The sequence below is a fragment of the Amycolatopsis sp. NPDC004378 genome (genome assembly GCF_053602455.1).
On record NZ_JBSGDR010000001.1, the window covers coordinates 1,344,493 to 1,362,692 of the forward strand.

Consider the following 18,200-nt stretch of genomic DNA (forward strand, 5'->3'; position numbering starts at 1 on the left):
GCTCCCCCAAGATCGTGGTTCCCGCTCTCTGCCTCTCAAGACGTGCGGGCCCCGCCGAGGTTCCGAAACGGCGCAGGCCGCCCCCGGAAACCCGGGGACGGCCTGCGCCGGTCGTGGTCGGTTACCGCGTCACCAGCGGCGGTCGACCGCGCCGGTCGACGGCGTCCACGTGATGTAGCCGCCCTGGAAGTCGCTGCGGTACACCCCGTTCGTCACGTACTCGTCCGAGGTCGCGTAGCCCAGGTAGGACTTCTCCCAGCCGAGGGCCGCCCAGCGCTTGCGGATCTCGCCCTTGATCACGTGCGTGCCGGTCATCGGCGTGTAGTAAATCGAGTGGCCGAGACTGAAGTGGTTGAAGCGGCCGACGCCGTCCGGTGTCCCTTCCTCGTCGTTGATCGGGTAACCGAGGCCGCGTTCGTAGCCGTAGGCCGCCCACTTCTTCCGGATTTCGCCGTAGATCGCGTGTGCGCCGAGCGCGTTCGTCCAGTAGATCGAACCCACGTTGCCGGCCTTGACGAAGTCGTTGAACCGGCCGACCCCGTCCGGCGTCCCGTTCTCGTCCGCGGTCGGGTAGCCGACGCCCTTTTCGAGGCCGAGCGCCGCCCACTTCTTCCGGATCTCCCCGACGACCGCGTGCGCGCCCGTCTGGCCCGTCCAGTAGATCGACCCGACGTTCGTGCCGTTCAGGAAGTCGTTGAACCGGCCGGCACCGTCCGAGGTGCCGGTCTCGTCCGTCGTCGGGTAGCCGACGCCCCGCTCGTAGCCGAGTGTGGCCCACTTCTTGCGGATTTCGCCGTAGAGCGCGTGCGCGCCGAGCGCGTTGGTCCAGTAGATCGAACCGACGTTGCCGGCCTTGACGAAGTCGTTGAACCGGCCGATCCCGTCCGGTGTCCCGTTCTCGTCGGAGGTCGGGTAGCCGAGCCCCTGCTCGAGGCCCAGTGCCGCCCACTTCTTCCGGATTTCCCCGTAGACGGCGTGCGCACCCGTGGCGGCCGTGTAGTAGATCGACCCCACGGTGCCGTTGTTGACGAAGTCGGAGAACTGCCCGGTGCCGTCGGCGGTGGCCGTGGTGTCGGTCGTCGGCGGGCCGAGCTTCGCGTGGCCGCCGTAGCCGAGGTACTTGTCCAGCACCGGGCCGGTCACGTACTTCGTGCCGCCCACCGCGCTCCAGTAGAGACGGCCGTTCGCGTAGGTCCGGTAGTGGACCGTGCCGTCGGTGACCTCGGTGCCCGTCGGCGCCCCGAGCTTCGCCCGCAACGCCGGGTCGCCGTCGTAGCGCTGGTCGATCGGGGTCGCGTAGTTCGCCGTCAGGGTCAGATCGCCCGAGCCGACCGTGACGACCCACGTCGTGTCGGTGGGACCGCCCTGCCAGCCGGTGAACTTCGAAACGCCGTCGATGGCCAGCGGCGCGGCCTCGACGTCGAAGGATGCGCCCTCGGTGACCAGCGCCGTGCTGACGCCGCCCTCGACCGGGATGCTCAGCGCCGCGGGCTGCGTGCCGAGCAGGGTGATCCGGTGCCGGCGCGGCCACGCCGTGTACGTCTTGGACGTCGTGACGCCCGCGCTGTCGGTCACCGTCGCGGTGAACTCCATGCGGGAGTCCGGGTGCTCGGTGAACGGCGCCGCGTAGCTCGCCCCGGTGCCGCCGGCCCCGGGGTGCGCGTGGCACGTCGCCTCGGTCGGGCAGTGCCGCACGGCCGTGGTCCAGGTGACCGGCAGCGCGCCGTCCTCGGCGTCGGTCGCGGTGGCGCTCAGCGAGACCTGCTGGTTGACCGCGAAGGTCGCGGAGTCACCCGGCGTGGTGAGCGTCAGCTCCGGGGTGTGGTTGCCGGGCGCGACCGCGATGGTCGTCGTGTCGCTGGCCTCCAGGGGGTCCCGGACGGTCAGCTTCGCCGTGAACGCGTCGGTGCCCGCGGCGTAGGTGTGGGAAACCTGCGGGCCGGCGTCGACCGCGGTCGTCCCGTCCCCGAAGTCCCAGTCGTACTTCAGCGGGTCGTTGTCGTAGTCGACCGAAGCGGAGCCGTCGAACGTCACCGTGCGGGTGGCCGGGTCGGTGACCGAGGTGGCCTTCGCGACCGGAGCCGTGTTGTTGGCCGAGTAGGTCAGCCGCCGCAGGTTGCCGGACAGGATGTCGGCGTAGACGATGTCGCCGTTCGGCGCCGCCGCGAACTTCACCGGGCCGCCGATGCCGGTGAACACCGGCGGGTTCTCCGGCGCCTGCGTCAGCTGGCCCTGGCCGTCGTAGCGCAGGGTCCAGATCTTCTTCGTCACGTAGTCGCCGAAGAAGTACGACCCGCGGTACGCCGCCGGGTAGCTGGATCCGTTGTAGACGATGCCGCCGGTGACGCTGTTGCCCTGCATGTCGCCGGTGCCGTGCTGGTACTCGAAGATCGGCGGCTGGTTCGCCACGCCGGCGCAGCCCGCGAGCCCGCTGTAGCCCGGGGTCGCGTGGTTGCCTTCCCAGCACGGCCAGCCCTGGTTGGCACCGCGCTGGACGACGTCGACCTCTTCCCACGTGCTCCAGCCGACGTCACCGGCGACCGGCAGGCCGAGGTTCGGGTCGATGCTGAATCGGAACGGGTTGCGGAACCCGCGTGCGAACACCTTGCTCGCGGTCGAGCCGGGGTTGGCCGCGTCGTAGTACGGGTTGGCCGGCACGCCCCGGCCGTCGGCGGCCAGGTGGAAGATCTTGCCGTAGGGCTGGTTGACGTCCTGCGCGCGCAACGACGCCGGGTCCATCTTCGTGAAGTCGCCGTTGTCGCCGATGGACAGCCAGAGCGTCCCGTCGGTGGCGGCGACGACCGTGTCGATGGCGTGGACGTTCGTGATGCCCGGCACCTCGAACAGCGTCTGCTCGCCGGTCAGCCCGGTCGGCGCGCCGGCCGCGTCCACGGTGACCGTGAACCGCGCCAGCCGCATGACGAAACCGCTGGTCTGATTGATCGACCGCGTCAGGTAGATGGCGTGCGACGTCGCGTAGTCCGGTGCGACGGCCAGCCCGACGAGGCCGAGGTCCTCGTCGGTCCGGACGGGCAGCGTCGCGATCGTCCGGCCCGCCCCGGTCTCCGGCAGCCAGCGGACGGTGCCGGTCTTGCTGATGACGAACACTGAGTTGTCCGGCAGGTACCCGAAGTCCGTCAGGGGCTGGTTCCCCAGCCCCGCGTTGGTGTCCCGCAGCACGAACCCCTGCGGGATCGTCGTCGCCGCCGTCGCCACCCCCGTGGACACGACGGGCAGCAACGCCCCGGTGAGCACCGCCGCGACGAGTGCGTGGCGTAGTGCTCTGAGCCTTCCCAAGGCCATTTGGCCCCCCTTCCCAAGCGATCACATATCGCCTGAACAGGGGGGCCAGTTTCACTCTGCCGAGTGATCTTATTCGTTCGTGATCAACTGTCCGTATTGGTCAAGGACCGTTTACGGAACCACCTGCACGATGTCACCGACGTGCAAGGTGGTGAAGAACTTCAGGGACGCGCCCGCCGACAGGTGGATGCAGCCGTGCGAGTACACCGAGAGACTGCCCGTGTGGAAGGCGTCACCGGGGTAGAAGAACACCGAATTCGGCATCTTCGCGTTGTCGAACTCCTTCGACAGGTGCACCTTCTCCTTCGAGAGGACGTGGAACGTGCCGGTCGGCGTCGGGTTGCTCTTGCGGCCCGGCAGCATCGGCACCGGCCCGTAGACGACCTTGCCGCCCTGCAGCAGCCACGCCTTGTGCGCGGAGATGTCGACGCAGGCGGCGGTGCCCGAAGACGCGGCCGCGGCGGCGCACGGCACCCCCGGGTCGCTCGCCGGGGGCTGCGGCTTGGGCTTCGGCTTGGCCGTGGTGGTCGGCGCCGGCTTCGCCGTGGTGGGCGCGGCGCTCGTCGAGGCCGGCGTCGCGCTGGTCGTGGTGGGGGCCGGAGTGGTGCTCGACGTCGTCGGCGTCCCCCCGCCGGTGCCGGCGGCGACGGCGCCACCGCCCGCGTTCGGCCCGCCCGCGGCCCCGCCGCCCGAGCAGGCGGCCAGCACGAAGGCGGTGGCCAGCGCGGCCGCTCCCGCCAGAAGCCTTTTCACGATCCGGTACCCCCATGCTCGATCATCGCGTTGCGAACACCCCTGAAGACGGCGATCACCCGGTCGAGGTTCGCCCCGGAAGGTCACGATTCGGTCAGCGTCCACCCTGGGGTTGAGATCGAGGTCCACCCGGGCCCGATCCGCGCGCCGACGAAACCGGGCCGCCGTTCGCCGATGCTGGGGGCACCTTCGAAACCAAGGAGCCCCGAAATGTCCAGCGCAGCGAACGTCCTGCTCTACGTGGTCATCGCCGCCTACGTCCTCTACAAGGTCGTGTACAAGCAGGTCCGCGGCACGCTGCTGAACCGCAAGACGCTCGTCGTGATGCCGCTGATCCTGGTCGCCGTCGGCGCGTACCTGACCGCGAAGGCGCTGCCCGGCGCGTCGGCCGCCGAGCTCGGGCTGCTCGCCGTGGACCTGGTCGTCCTCGCCGGGCTCGGGGTGCTGCGCAGCACGACGACCACGCTCAGCGAGCGCGGGGGCACGACGTTCCAGAAGGGGTCGGCCGTCACCGTCGGGCTGTGGCTGCTGACGATCGCGATCCGGGTGGGGCTCGTCGCCCTGGGCACGGCGCTCGGCGTCGCCGGGCCGCTGACCTCGGCGTCGATCGCGCTCACCCTGGGCGTCAGCATCGCGGTGCAGAACGCGACGACGTACTACCGCATCCAGCAGCGCGGCCTGCCGCTCGCCGAGCAGCGGCCGGCGGCGCTCAACCGCTGACGCGTCCCAGCATCCGGGCGTACATCCGGCCCGGGCTGGGCACGGACGGCGGCACGAGGAACCCCGGCAGCGGCGGCAGCGCGCCGACGAACGCGCCCAGCCGCTCGTACAGCACGGCCGCCCCGGGCGGCCGTGCTTCGGGGTCTTTCGCCAGCATCTCGGCGAGCAGCGCGTTGAGCTGCTTCGGGACGCCCGGCACGGGCGGTGGCAGCTCCTTGACCTGCCGCTCGAACACCGCGTACGCCGTGGGCCCGTCGAAGAGCCGCCGCCCGGTGAGCATCTCGTGCAGCACGCAACCCAATGCGTAGAGGTCGCTTCGCGGTTCGGCGCCGCCGCGCTGGATCTGCTCGGGCGCCATGTAGGACGGCGTCCCCAGCAGCTGCCCGGCCCGCGTGAACTGCGCGGCGTCGGCTTCGCGCAGCACGGCGAGGCCGAAGTCCATCACCTTGACCCCGCCGTCCGGGCCGAGCATCAGGTTGGACGGCTTGAGGTCGCGGTGGCACACCGCGAGGGCGTGGGCGGCGGTCAGCACCGCGCACGCCTGCGCCGTGATCGCCGCGGCCCACGGCACCGGCAGCGGCCCGTGCTCGGCGAGCAGGTCGGCCACCGTCACGCCGTCGACGAACTGCATGACCTGGAACAACCGGTCGTCGTGCGTGCCGTAGTCGTACAGCGTCGGTACGCCGGGGTGGTCGAGCGTCGCCAGGATCCGTGCTTCGCGCGCGAAGCGGGCTTCGAGCTCCTCGTCGCGGCCAGGCAGTCTCAGCAGCTTGATCGCCACGCGCCGGCCCAGCCGGCGGTCGTGCCCGCCGTGCACCGCGCCCATCCCGCCGCGGCCGAGCGGCAGCTCGTCCAGCTCGTAGCGGTCGGCGATCAGCATCCGTTCCCCTATCGGCCCGGCGCGAGCCGTCCTTCGACAAGTCCAGCGAAGCCTAGCCGGACCAGCTCACGGCCCGTTTCCGCCGTCTCGCGCAGAACGGCGTCGAACTCGGCCAGCCGCCGGAAGACCCGGCCGTACTCGCGCTGGACGCCGATGGCGACGCGCGGGATCCGCACGCGCCTGCCGTCGATCCGGGTCGACGCCGACGCGGCGGGCAGGTCGGCCGCGCGCAGGCAGCCGGCCAGGAAGTCCGCGTCCAGCCGGTCCGGGTCGACGCGGTACACGGTGAGCCCGGGCCCGACCGGCTCATCTGGTCCACTGTGGACGTACGCGATCCCCGTCACGGACGCGACGACGTCGCCCGCCTCGGCCACCGGGTGGTCGGCGTCGGCGCGGGCCGCGTGCTTGACCTCGACGACACCGGCCTTGACGAGCTCGCCGACCGTCGTGAACGCCGGCTCGGTGTCCACCGCTTCGAGCGGCGGCAGCCGCGGGCTCAGTTCGGCGAACCGCGCTTGCACGGCCTGGAAAGCCCGGCCGAGGTCCTCGTCCCGGACGCGGCGCCGGGCCGGCGTGAGGTCGACGTCGTCGTCGAGCAGGTCGATGATCCGGACGCCGGATTCGGGGTGCTCGAGGAAGCCCCGCCACATATCGTCCACTGTGGACAGATCGTCGCCCGCCTCGCCGAGCAGGACCGTGGACGGCGGGCGCCGCCCGGGCACCGGCCGCCGCAGCAGCCAGAGGTCGGGTCCCGCCGCCGTCAGCGTGACGACCGCGCGGACCGCGCCCGCGCGCAGCAGGTTGCCGCGGATGCGCTTGCCGCTGCGCCGCCCGGCCGCCGCGCCCGGCATCAGGATCGCCACCGTGCCCCCGGGTTCGACGTGCGCGAGGCAGTGCTGCACCCAGGCGAGCTCGGGCTCGCCGCGCGGCGGCAGGCCGTACTCCCAGCGCGCGTCGCCGACGAGCTCGTCGTGGCCCCAGGCCCGCTCGTTGAACGGCGGGTCGCACAACACGGCTTCGGCCGTCCGGCCGGCGAAGGCGTCATCGCGCAGCGCGTCGACCGCGTAGACCTCCGCCTCGAGGCCGCGCAGCCGCAGCCGCAGCGTCGCGATCGAGGCCGTCATCGGGTCACTGTCCTGCCCCAGCACGGTTTTCGCGCCGCTCGCCAGCGCGAGCGCGCCGAAGCCGCAGGCGGGGTCGAGGATCGTGGCCACCGGGCCGGCGAGCCGGGCCATCAGCTCGGCGACCGGCTCCGGCGTCGTCGACAACCGCCGCGAATGCGCTTCGAAGTAGCGGCGGCACAACAGTTCGAACGATTCGACCGGGCCGTCCCGGTGCGTCATCTCGCTGAGCAGGGTGATGAGCTCGGGGTCGTCCAGCCTGCTGTCGAAGGTGTCGAAGATCCCGGCCTGGAAAGCGAAGAAGACGCCCGCGCGGCTCACGCGCTCGGCCAGGCCGAGGTCGTCGCCCAGGGCACGAAGGCGCTGCCACGCGCGTTCACCGGCGGACAGTTCGAACTTCTTGCCCCGCGTGCGGAACCAGCCGGCGACGGCGGACAGGCCGAACAACGGGCTCGACGCCGTGCCGCCGACCGGCGGCGGGAAGTCCGGGTAGCGACGCCGCCAGTTGCTCACCGCGGCCCGGCCGACCCCGGCGAGCCGCGCGATGTCGGCCGCGCTGACCGTCGCGTCGTCGTCCATGCCGGAACCCTATCGGACAGTGCTCCATTCAGCCGAGTTGCTTGTGAACTCAGTCAACCAATGCTTTCATGGGATCATGACACACGATCGGTACGTCCTCCGGTACGCCGCGGGGTCGGACGTCGGCAAGCGACGCCAGGTCAACGAGGACTCGGTCTACGCGAGTTCCCGCCTGCTCGCCGTCGCCGACGGCATCGGTGGCCAGCCGCACGGCGAAGTCGCCAGCGCGACGGCGGTCGACGTGCTGCGCGAGCTCGACGTCGACCTCCGGCGGATCAACCTGACGGGCGTGGACCTGGCGGCGACGCTGTCCGGCGTGGTCAAGACCATCGACGAAAGACTGGCCGAGGTCGCCTCGAACGAGCCGACGACCGAAGGCATGGGCACCACGCTGACGGCGCTCCTCTTCGACGGCGTCGAGTTCGGCGCGGCCCACATCGGCGACTCCCGCGGCTACCTGCTGCGCGACGGCGACCTCCGCAAGCTGACCCGCGACCACACGCTCGTCCAGGCCCTGGTCGAAGACGGCCGGGTCGCGGCCGAAGACGCGGAGTCGCACCCACGGCGTTCGCTGCTGATGAAGGCGTTGCAGACAACCGGCTCCGCCGACCCCGACATCTGGACGTTCACCGCCCGCCCGGGCGACCGCTACCTGCTCTGCTCGGACGGCCTGAGCGGCCCGGTCAGCGAGCCCACCCTCCGCGACGTCCTGGCAGCGATCCCGGCCCCGGCCGACGCGATCCCGGAGCTGATCCGCCTGGCCAACGAAGGCGGCGGACCGGACAACATCACCTGCGTGGTGGCCGACGTCGCAGCGCCATCCGGGGCTTCGCCCCGAGCCGGGGGCTCCGCCACCCGGACCCCCACCGGCTGAGACCCACCTTCACGACGACGAACGACCATCCGGTATCGTCTCCTGCGGAGGATTGGCCGAGCGGCCTAAGGCGCACGCTTGGAAAGCGTGTTGGGTTCACGCCCTCGCAGGTTCGAATCCTGTATCCTCCGCCGTTTGATCAGGCGAAACGCCGGGCCTCGCGCCCGGCGTTTCGTCGTTTCCGGCCGGAAACCGGTGGCCTGTCCCGAATCCGGCTCTTCTCGCCGCGCGGGCCACCACCTCGGCGACGGCGAAGGACCCCGTCTGCCACCGACGGATCCGGGCTGGCGATGCTCGTGGGGCACCTGCGACAGCCTGGAATGTGAAATGGCTTCCTCGTTGCTTTCTTGCGCGCGTCTACGGTGAGTTACGAGCAGGGCTGCGCGAAGCCGGTTGCTCCGGTCGCGCTAGTCTCACCCTCAACCCGAGCCCGACCCTTCCAGAAAGGCCAGCAGTGGCACGAAAACCGCTGTGACCTGGGGTAGCGCTGGCCAGCGACTTCAGTGTGCGGACTTCGCGCAGGGACACCCCCTGCACGCACCGTGATCGGCCCGGCCCCGGACGTTCCCACGTCCGGGGCCTTGCTGATTCCGGACCCGTGATCACTCGGCACAGTCAGATGATCACGCTGAGTCGCTGGATCTGTTTCAATGGAATCCGCACCGTACGACCACCCAGATTTCGAGGAGTAGAGGCCCGATGGCCGGAGTCGAAGAGATCCGCGCTGGCATCGCACTCGCCAATGAAAAGGCGTCCGCGAGCATCGCCGCCCTGCAGCAGGCAGCGCAGTCTCTCGAAGAAGCCCAGCAGTCGCTTTCGCAGGCGACGCAGGGGAGCAGCCAGCACGAAGTCAGCCAGGCGCACGGACTCCTGGCGGAGGCCCTGCAGGGCATCAACGGCCTGCAGAGCACGGTCCAAGCGAGCATTTCCTCCGCCGACTCCTACTCGGCGCGTCTCTAGCGGGATGTCGCTCGCCGAACTCCACCAGCTGCTCACCGCTGCCGTGTCCGGGCTCGCCGACGCGCGCGCCCACTCCGAGCGGGCCACAAGCCTGCTCGGGGAAGCCCGGCAAGCGCTCGTGGACGCCCAGGCCAAGGCCGATCCCTGGCTCCCTTCGCAGTACGCGCAGGCCGGCGAGGGGCTGGACCAGCTCCTCGTCCGCCTGGCTTCTGCCGAAGACTTGGTGAGCGGATACCGGTCACGCCTGTAATCCTTTCAGGGACACCTTTTTTGGGGACGCCGATGGCCAACAAGTCAGCCGAGCAACGCAACCGGGTCGAAACCGCCCTCGACCGGGTCCGGCACCAGATCGGGCTGGTCCTGGGCGCGGCGGCCGGTGCGCGCCAAGCCGCGGAGGCCGACCTCGCCAAACTCGAGCTGGAGCGGGACATCGTCCGCGTCGGCATGAACCACGCCGGCACCGAGCAGCAGAACGAGTGGGCCCGGCACCCCGCCGCGCACGAGGTCTTCAGCGCGCTCGGCAGCGTGCGAAGCGCTTACTACACCGACTGGAGCCAAGGGCCGGCGACACTGCGCGAGCTCGTCGCGCAGAACGCACCCGGCCCGGCCGGGCTGCCGCCGGGTGACTGGCTCGGCCGCGTCGGGCACAACCCCGGGATCACGTCACCGGGTCTGTGGCGGGTCGGTTCCGCGACCGCCGCGGGCGGTGACGCGACGCGGACGTTCGACGTCGCGGTCCCGCTGCTCGACGAATCGCACCTCGCGATCACGTCGGCGCCGAAGACGCGGCCCGTCATCGACGGCATCGTCCAGAACCTGCTGATCCGCGTGCTCTCGACGTTCGAACCCGGCGCGGTGCGCGTGCACCTGTGGGACATCGGGCAGCTCACCGCGATCCTGCCCGACCTCTACCCGCTGAGCCGCACGAGCGCGCTTTCGCTGTACGACCCGGGCCGGCTCGAGGACCTCCTCGACGAGCTGGCCGGCCACATCCGCCGCATCCACGCAACCGGCATGCAGGCGGGCCACACTTCGCTGCGGGAACTGCGCGTCGCCCGGGGGGAGCGGATCGAGCCGTTCCGCATCGCGGTGCTGTACGGCAACGGCGAAACCCTCGAACCGGAACGCGCCCGTGACCTCAAGCGCGTCGCGAGCGGTGCGCTGGCCGCGGGGATCTGCCTCATCATGATCGACGTGCCGACCGCCGTGAGCGCGTCGGTCGAGACGCTGAGCCTGATCGACGACCGGCAGGCGATCAGCAGCATGACCGGCACCGACCTGGCCGTGACGCTCGACCCGCCGATGCCGTCCGGGCAGGTCATCCGGGCCGCCGACCGGATCGCGGGGGCGCTGATCGCCAAGCAGGGCGGGCCGCGGGCGTTCGACGACCTGCTGCCGGCCGAGCTGGGGCACGAAAGTTCGGCGCGGGAGCTGCGCGCGCCGGTCGGGTTCTTCGAAGGCGAGCCGGTCGAGGTCGTCATCGGGGACGCGAGCCCGCACGCGCTGATCGGCGGACCGTCCGGTTCGGGCAAGACGAACTTCCTGTACGCGCTGCTCGGCAGCCTCGCGGCGCGGTACAGCCCGGAGGAGCTGGCGCTGTACCTGCTGGACTTCAAGGAAGGCGTCTCGTTCGCCGGGCTGGCGCCGGGCCGGAAGGACGCGAGCTGGCTGCCGCACGCGCGGCTGGTCGGCGTGAACGTCAACACCGACCGCGAGTTCGGCTTGGCACTGCTGCGGTTCCTGGCCGACGAACTGCGCCGGAGATCCGCGGCGGCGAAGGAGCACGAAGTCACGAACCTCGCCGACCTGCGCGAAGCCGACCCCGGCGGGCACTGGCCGCGGATCGTCGCGGTGATCGACGAGTTCCAGTACCTGTTCGCGGGCCGCGACCAGGTGACGGCCACCGCGACACAGCTCCTCGAGGACATCGCGCGGCGAGGCCGTTCGCAGGGCATCCACCTGGTGCTGGCCAGCCAGGACGTCGCGGGCATCGAAGCATTCTGGGGCAAGCCGGCGGTGTTCGAGCAGTGCACGCTGCGGATCGCGATGCCGAAGGCCCGGCGCGTACTGGCCGAGACGAACAACGCGGCGGTGTCGGCGCCGAAGTGGCACTCCGTGATCAACCACGACTCCGGTGTCGCGCACGGCAACCAGCTGGCCCACATCCCGGACGCGAGCAGCAAGGACGTCTTCGTCCGGCTGCAGCACCGGTTGTGGGAAGAGTACGCGGGCCGCTTCCCGCGCCCGCGCCTGTTCGACGGCGCGCATTCGCCGGTCCTGGAACAGTTCCCGGCGTACGTGGACCTCAAGCCGAGCTCGCGGCCGCGGGCGCTGCTGGGCCAGTCCATCGACGTCACCGAGGCGGCGTGCGGGGTGGACCTCGCCTGGGCGCCGGGCCGCAACATCGCGGTGCTCGGATCGGCGACGGCCGAAGCACTGTCCATCATGGACTCCTCGGCGCGGTCGCTGGCGCGGCAGTACGAGCCGGGCGAGGTCGAGTTCGTCCTCGGCTGCACGATCGAGGCGTGCGCCCCGGCGGTGCTGGAACTGGCGGAGCGGCTACGCGCCGACGGCCACCACGCCACGCTGGTGGACGACCTGACGGCGACACTGGAGTCGATGACCGGCGCGCTGTCCGGCGGCGCGAAGATCCTGCTGCTGTACGGGGTCGACGCGGCGCTGCCGGCGTTGGAGGTCAAGGCGGTCGGCCAGCTGAAGAGCGGGCTCGACCACCTGCGCACAGTGCTGAAGCAAGGTCCGGGCCACGGCATCCACACGATCGGCTGGTGGCGCAGCATCGCGCGGTTGAAGGACACCCTGGGCTTCGCGGGCACGGACGACATCGGCACGTGGGCGGCCCTCGACGTCCAGGGCAACGAGCTGGCGCCGTTCGCGGCCGGCCAGGTGGTGCACTGGTCGCCACGCCCGGGCCGCGCGTTGTTCTTCGACCGCACGACGCACGGAGCCCCCGAAGTGATCATCCCGTTCCAGCGCCCGGAGAACGCCCAATGACGGACGACGGTGCCACCGCGGCCATGCGGTACAAGGAAATCATCGCGCTCTCGCGAGGCTCGGCGGAGAACCTGCGGGCGTGGGAACTGGCCCGCGCCGAGGAGCTGGACGCGGAGATCGAGGAAGCCCAGAACGCGATCGAGGCGGCCGCGGAACGCGAAGCCAGGGCGGCCGAGCGGGCAACGCGCTGGTGGAAGATGGCCCTGCACAACATCCAGGGCCTGATGTGGCTCCCCCCGGGCGACGACCCCCGCCCGGTCACGACGGCGCGTGCGGCCTATTTGGAGCGTTACCTCGAGGAAGTCAAGCCCAGCTACCAGGAACTGGTACAGGCGGTACTGGCCTTGGGCTGGCGCGCCAAGCGAGCGGCGTCCAAGCGAGGCGAACCACCGGCTGTTTAGACGTCGAAGACGGTGTCGTAGGGCTCGTCGTCGGCCGGAGCGGGTCTGGCCGGCCGAGCCGCGGGCGCACGGTGCGGCAGACTCTGCGGCGCCTCGGCCAGCGTTCCCCCGGCGGCAACGGCTTCCCGGATGACGGCGGTGATGGTCCGGCTGAGCGTGCCGGCGTCGAACCGCATGGCCTCGGGCGCGAGCCGGACCTCGGAGACGACCCCACCCGGCCCGGCGAGCACGGTGACCGACCGATCAGGCGAGGTCACGGTCGTGTGGTTGGTGCCCGCGATGCCGGCGAGGATGCGCTGGTTGTCCGCCTTGCGGTCTTCGATCTGCTTGAGCTGCCAGCGCATTTCCTCGATCAGCTGCTCGTTGCTCATGGCCCCGTTCTCCCCGCCTGGTGCGGTGCGTAGAGGAACTCGTAGTACTTCCCGAATTGGTGCTCGACCAAGGCGTAGCCCCGGCTCTGCGCGACCCAGTGGAGATCGGCCCTGCTGATGCCGAACTCGGCCATGCGGATGGTGACCTTGTTCCGGCCGTCGAGCCGTGAGGCCAGGCGGGCCATCTGCTGTTCACGCGGCTGGGACCCCCGGTTGATCCGGATGATCGTCACTATCAGACTGGCAGCCAAGAGACCGCCGAGCACGACGGTCAAGAGCAGCAGGAGCAGCAGCGACCCCGCGCTGGTCGAGTGGGCGGCCGACACCATTACCGAGCCGCCTCGCCGCTGCGGAGGCTCCACGCCACCTTCGCCGTCGCCTCGGCGACCGCCGGCCAGGCGTCCTCCGACTCCGCGACCACGGACAGGATCACCACAGACCGGCCGTCCGGCAGCGGGATCTGGTATTCCGCCTTGATCTGAGTGCACACGTCCCTGCCGGGAGGGTGGAACTCACCACCACTGATCGCGACGATCGCCGGGCCGATCGGGAGCCGGACCGGCTGCACCACCGCCCCCGTGTGCCGGCTGCGGTATTGCTCGGCCAGCGCCGTCACCAGGGCGTCACGGCTGCTTGGCGCGGGCTCCGGCCACTGCGCCATACCGAGCGTCAAGGTCGCGACGTCACCCTTGCGCGTGCCGACCGCGAACTTGCCGAACACCCGGATGCCGTTGGCCTGCATGGTCGGGACGAGGGCCATCAGGTAGCTGCCGAACTCCTCGACGGACTTCCCGGCGCCCGCCGCGACGTTTTCGGCGATGGTCCAGGCGTGGCCGCGGTTCATCTTGTCGTCGGTGCCCACCGGCATGCCCGCGAACCCGGGCGGCAGGTCGATCTGCAGAGGCATCAGTTCCACACCTCGTCTTCAGCGCGCTCACGACGTCGTTCGGGGGTGTTGTCGGCCTGAACTCCGGCCTGGGTCGCGTTGCCGACGGCGACGGCCACCCACGGCGCAGGCCCGGCGACGACAGACGAAGCCGCTGCCGCCCATTGGCCGGCGTCTTTGGGCAGCCAGTAGTTCTTGAAATCGTCGATGGGACCTTCGAAGTCCATCCCCGCCACCTCGGTCGCGGCATCGGTCTGGAACTGGGCCCCCACCGCTCCCAGGCCGATGGCTTTCATCGCGATTTCACCACCCGGTGGAAGGAAACTGCCGATCAAGGAAGTTCCCGTGCCGATGCCGTCGAAGATCAGGGTTTCCGGAGCGACATCGGCACCGGCCACCTTGGCCACGGCATGCCCCTCCAGTGCCGTGACCCCGAGACCCGTCGCGACGGCTCCCACCGCCAGGTTGACCGGCGGCGGCAGGAACTCACCGACGAGGCCGAGGACATTGCCGACGTCACCCGCTACGTCCGAGAGCTTCGCGATCACCTCCGCGTGGTCCTGGACGAAGTCCCACGCCTGGGCCGCGCTGTCCGCCAGTGTGTTCGCCAGATCGCCCATCGCCCCGCCGACGGCGTCCGCCAGCTTGTCGAGGACGTCCGGCTCGTCCGGGGCCAGCTCCTTCGCCTTCCGCAGGGCCTCCGCGACCCTGGCCGCCGCCTCGCCGTGCTCCTGCTGGAGCTGCCTGGCCGCGTCCTGGATGTTCTGGCAGCCGTCGATCGCCGTTTGGAGTTGCCGGCCCGCGTTGTCCAGGAGGCGCTGGGCGATCTGGAGGGACTGCTGGTCCGGGAACGTGCGGTTCGCCAGGGCGAAGTCCGGGTTCGCGCGGGCCTGCTCGGCCGCCTTCGCCGCCGCTTCCGCGCGGGCCTCCAGGTCGGCCGCGCGTTTCTGCAGGTCGCCCAGGTCCCGGGACCAGCCCTCCAGGGCGTCCGCCGCCTCGCCCATCGACCGCGCCGCGCCCTCGAGGTACTGCGGCAGCGGGCCGATGCGGCGGGCGAACGCCTCGCTCGCCTCGCCCTGCCAGATGCCCTGCTTGCGGACGATCTGCCGCAGCGAGTCGTCGGCCTCCGTCAGGTCCTTGCTCACCGCGCGGTACTTGCCCGCCAGGTCGGTGATGCCGTCCAGTTCGCCCGGCGCCGGGTCGAAGCCCAGGGCCGGGAAGTCGCGGGCGCTCACCGGCCGGTGCCGTTCAGGATGTCCGTGATGCCGCCCGTCGCGCCGCCGCCGACCATGCCACCGCCCGGCGCCGCGCCGCCGTCGCCCAGCACCGCCGAGCCGAACTTCGCCAGGTCGCCGCCGAACTGGGCCTCGATCCGCTCGTACTTCTGCTTCGCCTGCTTCAGCCGCTCGGTGATGTCCGACGCCGCCTCGCCGAGCCGGCCGATTCCGTAGCCCCAGGCCTCTTCGAACTCGACGCCCGCCTTGCCCAGGTCGGCGTTGCCCAGCGAGCCGAACGCCCCGCCGCCGCCGAGCTTCTTGTTGGCGTCGGCCATCCGGCCCGCCGCCGTGTCGAGGTCGTCGATGAGCTTGCCCAGCTCGTCGACCTTCACCGCGTATCCGTCCACGCCACCCTCCCCTGTGGGTCCGGTCAACACTAGGACGACCGTCAACTCTCCGGGGTTTCATCGTCACCCGAAGGGGCGAGTACGAGAAAGGCCACCATCGGGGCAACCCGATGGTGGCCTTTCGACGCCCGCGTTTACGGGAGGTACTTGCCGAGCAACTGCTCCAGGTAGTCGAGCAGGTCGTTGATCCCGTCCTGGATCGCGTTGCCCGCGCTCGGCCGGAACCGGACCACCTGCGGGTCGTGGTCGCTCGCCTGGTCGGCGAACTCCGCGTTGATGTGGACGACGTCGTAGTCCACCCCGCGCGGCGCCGTCGACGCCAGGATGTGGTCCAGCACCTGCGACTGGCCCTCGAACACGTAGCTGTACCGCTCGGCCTCGGGCACCGACGCGATCAGGTCCTTCAGCGCGCCACCGGCGGTGAGCGTCTGGACCGCGGGCGAGAACGGGTAGTCGTTCAGGTCACCCGCCACCACGACGTTCGCGTTCTTGTCCGACGCCAGCAGCGAATCGACGAACCCGCGCAGCACCGTCGCCTGCTTCTGCCGCTGCACCTCGGAACTGCGCACCGGCGGCTGGAACCGCCCGTGCGTCGGCTGGTCGCCGCCCTTCGAGTTGAAGTGGTTGGCGATGACGAACACCGTGCGGCCCTTGAAGACGAACTCGCCGGCCAGCGGCTTGCGGCTCGCCGTCCAGGCGTCGTTCGCCGGGTCGACGCGGCCCGGCGACGCGGTCAGGTGCGTCTTGCCGTGGTCCTTCGTGACACCCACCGCGGTCGTCGACGTCCCGCCCGGACGGTCCACAAAGGACACACGCGCCGGGTTGAACAGGAACGCCACGCGGATGTTGCCGCCGGGCTGGCCGCCGTCCTGGTCGTTGACCGGGTCGATCGAACGCCACTGGTAGCGCGGCCCGCCCTTGGCGACGATCGCGTCGGTGAACTTCTGCAGCGTCTGGTCCGCCGTCACCGTGCCGTCGTCGGTCGCGCCCGTGTTGTCCTGGATCTCTTCCAGGTTCACGATGTCCGGCGTCGCCAGGTGCGTCACGATCGCCTCGCCGAGGCGGTCGTACTTCGCCTGCGGGTCGCTCGGCGCCAGGTTTTCGACGTTGTACGTCGCGACGGCCAGCTCGCCCGACCGCTGCTTGCGCGTGGTCTCGGCCTGCAGCCCGTTGTCCTTTTCGGTGCCGAGCACGCTGGCGAACAGCGTGTAGCCGCCGAAGTTGCTGTACTCGACCGGGCCCGACGTGGTGCCCGTCAGCACGTCACCGACGTTGAGCTTCGGGAACGGCCGCTGGTCGAACGGGATCAGCGACGAAACCTTCATGACGCCGGAGTTCAGCTGGTCGTAGCCGAGGTAGACGCTGCCGCCGCGCACGGACTCGTGCTGGTCCGGCTTGGACGTCACGTACAGCTCGTTGAACGAGTTCGACGGGCCGACGACCCGGGCGTCGCTGACCGAAACGATCTCGCTCTCGTGCGACTCCCAGAAGTCCAGCGCGTACTTCGTGGGCTCCAGCGGGAGCGCCTCGATGTTGCCGCCGGGCGACGGCGCGTACGTCGTCGGCACGGTGTCGGGGTTCAGCACGGTCGGGGCGGGCAGGGCGTTCCCGTGCGAGCCGACCGTCCACTGTGCACTGCTCAGCTCGGTGAGCGACTGGTAGTTCGACGTCGCGGGCGCGTCCGGGTAGAACTCGCGGACGGTGCCGGTCGCGGTCACCGCGTCGCCGACGGCCACGGCCGGGCTGGTCGAGCCGGTGAACACGAACAGGCCCTCGCTGGTACGCGGGTCGTTGTCCGGGTTCGGGTCGGTGAGCCAGAAGCCGCGCGACGAGCCGAACGTCCTGGTCGCGGTGACGACGCCGGTGACGTCGCTGACCTTCTTGTCCTTGAACGGCGAAATGCGCGTGGTGCCCTGGATGTCGTGGATCTTCGCCGGGGTCCCGGGGTCGCCGGGGGTGCCGCCGCCGGTCGTCTCGCCCTTGGTGTTGGTCGGGGTCGGGTCGCCGACCGCGAAGTCGGTGGCGTTGTCGTCGGTGTCGGCCAGCGACGCGGCGCGCGCGACGGACGTCGTGTTGGACGGCGCGGCGGTCGGGTTGCCCTCGCGCACGGTGGCCGCGCCGAACCCGACGAGGTCCTTGACGCGCGTGTCGGCAGCGCAGTCCGCGGCGGTCTTGCAGGTCAGGGCGGTCGTGCCGGAGACGAGGGCGACCGTGCCCGCGGTCGCCGACATCGCGATCGCGCCGGTCGCGTCCGGCGTCGGCAGTGCGACCGTGCCGCCGCTGCCCTTGCCCTCGGCCACGAGGTAGCGCCCGCCCGGCGCGACGCTGCCGGCCAGCTGCGTCACCTGCCAGGTGCTGGACGCGCTCGGCGAACCGGGCAGGTACTGGACGCTGAAGCCGTCGACGCTCGCGGCGGCAGTACCGTGGTTGGCGAGCTCGACGAAGTCGTTGGTCAACGTGGCGCCGGAGTTGCCGCCACCGCCGTAGACCTCGGCGATGACCGCGTCGGCGCTCGGTGCCGCCAGCGCCGCCGGTGCGGCCACGCCGCCGAGCACGAGGCCCGACGTGACGGCCGCGGTGAACGCGGCCTTGCCTCTGTGGGTCTTGGTCACCCTGAGTCCCCTTTGTGCTTGAACAGTCGTGGCATAGTCCCCCGAACAAGTGAGGAGGAGGAAGACAAAGGTGCAACGATTCGTAACAACTACTTTCGTCGTCA

General features: G+C 70.7%; 16 protein-coding genes and 1 tRNA gene. 7 read left to right on the forward strand and 10 right to left on the reverse strand.

The annotated features are described in order from the left end of the window. Positions 1-129: 129 nt before the first annotated feature. Both ACWEN0_RS06605 and ACWEN0_RS06610 read right to left on the reverse strand, forming a co-directional pair. Positions 130-3,303 (reverse strand): PQQ-dependent sugar dehydrogenase, encoded by a 3,174-nt coding sequence (locus tag ACWEN0_RS06605; protein WP_451969504.1) that lies wholly within the window; start codon positions 3,301-3,303, stop codon positions 130-132. A gap of 111 nt (positions 3,304-3,414) precedes the next feature. Next, positions 3,415-4,056, reverse strand: coding sequence for a L,D-transpeptidase (locus ACWEN0_RS06610; protein WP_451969506.1), 642 nt, complete (start codon positions 4,054-4,056; stop codon positions 3,415-3,417). Between the two features lie 210 nt (positions 4,057-4,266). Between ACWEN0_RS06610 and ACWEN0_RS06615 the strand changes: the two genes are divergently transcribed. After that, positions 4,267-4,776, forward strand: a complete 510-nt coding sequence (locus tag ACWEN0_RS06615) for a hypothetical protein (protein WP_451969507.1) — start codon at positions 4,267-4,269, stop codon at positions 4,774-4,776. On the opposite strand, the gene ACWEN0_RS06620 is transcribed toward ACWEN0_RS06615, so the two are convergent. Beyond that, on the reverse strand, positions 4,766-5,656 hold the full coding sequence (locus ACWEN0_RS06620; RefSeq protein WP_451969509.1) for a serine/threonine-protein kinase: 891 nt from the start codon (positions 5,654-5,656) through the stop codon (positions 4,766-4,768). The two genes, ACWEN0_RS06615 and ACWEN0_RS06620, sit on opposite strands and share 11 nt — an antisense overlap. An 8-nt stretch (positions 5,657-5,664) precedes the next feature. Then, positions 5,665-7,356 (reverse strand): HsdM family class I SAM-dependent methyltransferase, encoded by a 1,692-nt coding sequence (locus ACWEN0_RS06625; RefSeq protein WP_451969511.1) that lies wholly within the window; start codon positions 7,354-7,356, stop codon positions 5,665-5,667. Between the two features lie 76 nt (positions 7,357-7,432). Here ACWEN0_RS06625 and ACWEN0_RS06630 point away from each other — a divergent pair, with 76 nt between their 5' ends. From ACWEN0_RS06630 to ACWEN0_RS06655, 6 genes are all read left to right on the forward strand, one after another. Further along, complete coding sequence (locus ACWEN0_RS06630; RefSeq protein WP_451969512.1) at positions 7,433-8,230, forward strand: PP2C family protein-serine/threonine phosphatase; 798 nt, start codon at positions 7,433-7,435, stop codon at positions 8,228-8,230. Between the two features lie 46 nt (positions 8,231-8,276). Then, positions 8,277-8,361 (forward strand) — tRNA-Ser (locus ACWEN0_RS06635). A 568-nt stretch (positions 8,362-8,929) separates the two neighbouring features. Continuing rightward, positions 8,930-9,190, forward strand: coding sequence for a hypothetical protein (locus ACWEN0_RS06640; RefSeq protein WP_086677306.1), 261 nt, complete (start codon positions 8,930-8,932; stop codon positions 9,188-9,190). A 4-nt stretch (positions 9,191-9,194) separates the two neighbouring features. Further along, positions 9,195-9,440: a hypothetical protein gene (locus ACWEN0_RS06645; protein ID WP_451969514.1), complete on the forward strand. Its 246-nt coding sequence runs from the start codon at positions 9,195-9,197 to the stop codon at positions 9,438-9,440. A gap of 32 nt (positions 9,441-9,472) precedes the next feature. After that, positions 9,473-12,202 (forward strand): FtsK/SpoIIIE domain-containing protein, encoded by a 2,730-nt coding sequence (locus ACWEN0_RS06650; RefSeq protein WP_451969515.1) that lies wholly within the window; start codon positions 9,473-9,475, stop codon positions 12,200-12,202. Then, positions 12,199-12,603: a hypothetical protein gene (locus ACWEN0_RS06655; protein WP_451969516.1), complete on the forward strand. Its 405-nt coding sequence runs from the start codon at positions 12,199-12,201 to the stop codon at positions 12,601-12,603. Before ACWEN0_RS06650 ends, ACWEN0_RS06655 begins: the two co-directional genes overlap by 4 nt. Here ACWEN0_RS06655 and ACWEN0_RS06660 read toward each other — a convergent pair. The 6 genes from ACWEN0_RS06660 to ACWEN0_RS06685 form a co-directional block, all read right to left on the reverse strand. Then, on the reverse strand, positions 12,600-12,974 hold the full coding sequence (locus ACWEN0_RS06660; RefSeq protein WP_451969518.1) for a YbaB/EbfC family DNA-binding protein: 375 nt from the start codon (positions 12,972-12,974) through the stop codon (positions 12,600-12,602). The two genes, ACWEN0_RS06655 and ACWEN0_RS06660, sit on opposite strands and share 4 nt — an antisense overlap. Beyond that, on the reverse strand, positions 12,971-13,303 hold the full coding sequence (locus tag ACWEN0_RS06665; RefSeq protein ID WP_451969520.1) for a hypothetical protein: 333 nt from the start codon (positions 13,301-13,303) through the stop codon (positions 12,971-12,973). Before ACWEN0_RS06665 ends, ACWEN0_RS06660 begins: the two co-directional genes overlap by 4 nt. Beyond that, positions 13,303-13,881, reverse strand: coding sequence for a hypothetical protein (locus tag ACWEN0_RS06670; protein ID WP_451969522.1), 579 nt, complete (start codon positions 13,879-13,881; stop codon positions 13,303-13,305). The genes ACWEN0_RS06665 and ACWEN0_RS06670 overlap by 1 nt, the downstream gene beginning before the upstream one ends. Continuing rightward, the gene (locus ACWEN0_RS06675; protein ID WP_451969524.1) at positions 13,881-15,095 is read right to left on the reverse strand and encodes a putative T7SS-secreted protein; all 1,215 of its coding nucleotides are present in this window, start codon (positions 15,093-15,095) and stop codon (positions 13,881-13,883) included. Before ACWEN0_RS06675 ends, ACWEN0_RS06670 begins: the two co-directional genes overlap by 1 nt. Next, on the reverse strand, positions 15,092-15,484 hold the full coding sequence (locus ACWEN0_RS06680; RefSeq protein ID WP_451969526.1) for a hypothetical protein: 393 nt from the start codon (positions 15,482-15,484) through the stop codon (positions 15,092-15,094). The genes ACWEN0_RS06675 and ACWEN0_RS06680 overlap by 4 nt, the downstream gene beginning before the upstream one ends. 134 nt (positions 15,485-15,618) lie before the next feature. Further along, on the reverse strand, positions 15,619-18,096 hold the full coding sequence (locus ACWEN0_RS06685; protein ID WP_451969527.1) for an endonuclease/exonuclease/phosphatase family protein: 2,478 nt from the start codon (positions 18,094-18,096) through the stop codon (positions 15,619-15,621). Positions 18,097-18,200 lie beyond the last annotated feature (104 nt).